The following is a 2,344-nucleotide window of genomic DNA, read 5'->3' as shown; positions in this document are numbered from 1 at the left end:
CAGATTGATGAAAAGGTACACAGCCGTAAAACTAGTTAAACCATGTTGTCTGATATCATCAAAGTATAAAGTCGGTTCAGTAAAGAACAAATAAATTCCATAGACCTCCACGAAAATAAGAAAACTGATAAAACCAATAAGGAAAAGTCCACTGGCAATAAGAAAGAGTCTCCATAAAAGAATGAGAATTCCTCCTACTGCTAAAAAAATTACTGGGATAAGGAGTAAATCATTCATGACTTTCTCCTTCCTAATCAATCAATTGACGATAATCGGTGGCAAGAGAGGTATCAAACTCTTCTAATTTTTGAACTAAGTCCAAATACTCCTCTTTTTCATGTTCTTCAAAGTCCACACCTCGATGATTTTGAAGAGTGATTTCCAATTGACTAGTGAGTTCTCGTTTGGAAAAGCTGTAATCTCCTGTCACTTCCTCATAATGTTCCTTTAACTCCTTGTAGGCTTGATATTCTTCAGGTGTTTGAAATCCCTGTACCAAAGCCTCTTCTAATTGATAATAGGTATCTTCCATCATAATCATAACCTCGTTTCTTTCTATCTTTATTCTACCGCACTTTTCATTTCTTGTCCGCTATTTATATATATTTTTTTAATCTAATTCAAGAGAAAGTTGTTCTTGCTTTTCTTTTTCGTGGAATTGTCTTAAGGCTTGATCGATAATATCTAAATCCGTTTCTGTTTCAATCAATGGCGCGAGTACATCGTATTCGGCCTTTTTTGTTTGATATTCCTCTTCCTTTGGAAAATTTTTCTCAATTTCTACTTTAGCAGTAGTCCATTTATCCTTTAATTCATCCAATAAGTTCTGAGTTTTCACTTGGTCCTCTTTAATGTGATCAATCGTATGCTGAAGTCTTTGAATTGTCCCCAAAGGAGAATACAAATCTAAACTGACAGAATACTGATTTTCTCCTACAATCTTAACAGAGAAGGTTTCAGGAAGAGGCTGGTTCGTTGGAAGACTAAGCATCTTAATGTCAAATCCTCGATAACTGGCTAGGGTACGAAATTCTTTGCTGTCAGCTTGATTATGACGGATAAGACGGTGTAGGGATTCCCCTGCTTCAGCTCGTTGATCAAAAACTTGCTTACCTACCGTCATAGAAAATGCCTGGTCTTTCGACATTTCAGACTGTTGAATATCGCCTTCATACTTGCTTAATCGTTTCTCAAGAATGGGCATATTTTCTTCACAGTAGGAGATTGTATGACGATAGTGATCCTTGCTGCGTTGAAAGGCGCGTCTTTGATTTTCTAATAGGGTTAGATCATTCTCCAATTCCATCTTATATTTGAGATAAGGATTACCTGTTGCTAGTGCCTTAAAATCAGAAGCTGTCATAGTCTGTTCATCAATGTCTTCTGCAGCACGAATCGGCTCCTTAGAAGTCATAATCTGCTTAATATAACGGAGTTTGTTCTCCTGAGTTGCCCATAGATAATTATCAAATGAACCTTTGGTAATGTAGTGGTAAATATCCACTTCCTTATTTTCATTTCCCTGTCGGATAATACGTCCATTGCGTTGCTGAATGTCACTTGGTCTCCACGGTACATCCAGGTGGTGAACTGCTTTCATCTTGCTCTGAACATTTAAACCTGTTCCTCCTTTTTCAGTTGAGGCAAGAAGAATCCGCACCTCTCCTGCATTGACCTTTCGAGACAAACTATTCTTTTTTTCATCACTATTGGCATCATGTACAAAGGCAATTTCCTTACTAGGAATTCCTCTATCAACTAATAAAGCCTTTATTTCAGAATAAACATCAAAGCCATAGTCCTTTTTCTTAGGTGTTCCAATATCTGAAAAAATCATCTGAGTAGCCTTATTTTCCATTCCCTCACGATAAATTCTCTCAACATTATCCACTACCTGAAGCAGTTTATGATTGTCTGCTAGACTATAGCTAGAGTCCAATAAACGCATATCAATAGCTAGTTTCCGTGCCTCACCTGTTATCTTTAACATGTTATCCTGGCTCGGATCAACTGTTCCACATTTGACCATATCTGACCTCATAACCAATTCTTCTAAATAGAGTTTCTGGTTTTCAGTTAACTCACTCTCAATAGGGATAATATGAGCTTCTGGAACAGGTAAATCCAACATATCTTGTGTTTGAATGTCGGCTGTTTCTTTATAGATTTTCATCAACTCAGGTAGATTGACAAACTTTTTAAATCGTTTCTTAGGTTGGTACTTATCCCCTGTAGGAGCTAATTCCATAGAGTTTTGAATTTCTCCAAAAGCACCTACCCAAGAGTCAAAATAATCAACTTGATAGCGTTTTAAGATATCTGGTTGAATGTAGTTCATCATAGT

3 protein-coding genes are annotated in these 2,344 nt (G+C 36.8%); all 3 read right to left on the bottom strand.

From position 1 onward, the window contains the following. Positions 1-237 (bottom strand): DUF5966 family protein (locus D8848_RS10610; protein WP_125444105.1); only part of this gene is annotated, 237 nt, incomplete at its 3' end. Between the two features lie 13 nt (positions 238-250). Further along, positions 251-535, bottom strand: coding sequence for a DUF5962 family protein (locus tag D8848_RS10605; RefSeq protein WP_125444103.1), 285 nt, complete (start codon positions 533-535; stop codon positions 251-253). A gap of 75 nt (positions 536-610) precedes the next feature. Beyond that, positions 611-2,344 (bottom strand): helicase-related protein (locus tag D8848_RS10600; protein ID WP_260467311.1); only part of this gene is annotated, 1,734 nt, incomplete at its 5' end.

This window comes from Streptococcus mitis (assembly GCF_003942775.1).
Lineage (GTDB): Bacteria > Bacillota > Bacilli > Lactobacillales > Streptococcaceae > Streptococcus > Streptococcus mitis_CN.
Note: the sequence above shows the minus strand (reverse complement) of the source record. Positions and strands in the feature narration are given on the sequence as shown.

Bases quoted from the DNA above. Each gene is read 5' to 3' on its own strand.
- D8848_RS10605 (WP_125444103.1), bottom strand. From the start codon at position 535: ATGATGGAAGATACCTATTATCAATTAGAAGAGGCTTTGGTACAGGGA.